Origin of the sequence: Corynebacterium sp. HMSC068H04, assembly GCF_001811255.1 — a bacterium.
Taxonomy (GTDB): domain Bacteria; phylum Actinomycetota; class Actinomycetes; order Mycobacteriales; family Mycobacteriaceae; genus Corynebacterium; species Corynebacterium hesseae.
The window spans coordinates 1-545 of record NZ_KV804004.1; the positions used below are offsets into that span (position 1 = coordinate 1).

The window sequence follows — 545 nt, forward strand, 5'->3', positions numbered from 1 at the left end:
CGGATCACCGCAGAGCTTGCCGAGCGCTACCACATTTCGCTCAACCGTAAGACTGTGGCGAAGCGGATGCGCATGATGGGCATTGAAGGGATTTCACCGCGTGCCTTTGTCCCAGTGACTACAATCCAAGCCAAGCGTAAGTCGAGTCTTCCTGACCTGGTCAAGCGCATGTTTGATACTGGTGAGCTCAACCGGGTGTGGATGTCGGATATTACCTACTTGCGCACCGGTGAGGGCTGGTTGTATTTGTGCGCGGTCCGCGACGGTCATTCCCGCAGAGTGCTGGGCTGGGCTATGGATAGCGTGCAAGACACACACCTGGTCGAACGGGCCCTGCGGATGGCGCATACACTGCGCGGTGATGTTCCTGATGGGCTGGTGTTTCACGCTGACCGCGGAACGCAATTTACCAGTGAGAAGCTCTGGGAGGTCTGCAGCAGACTGGGTATTGCTCAGTCTGTGGGGCGTACTGGTGTGTGCTTCGATAACGCGATGGCTGAGTCGTTCTGGTCGACGCTAAAGACTGAATTCTACGACCGTAAGCG

General features: G+C 56.9%; 1 protein-coding gene. It reads left to right on the forward strand.

Annotated elements, in window-relative coordinates; genetic code table 11:
• Positions 1–545, forward strand: a 545-nt coding sequence (locus HMPREF2792_RS07895) for an IS3 family transposase (RefSeq protein WP_118781214.1), incomplete at both ends; no start/stop codon positions are given.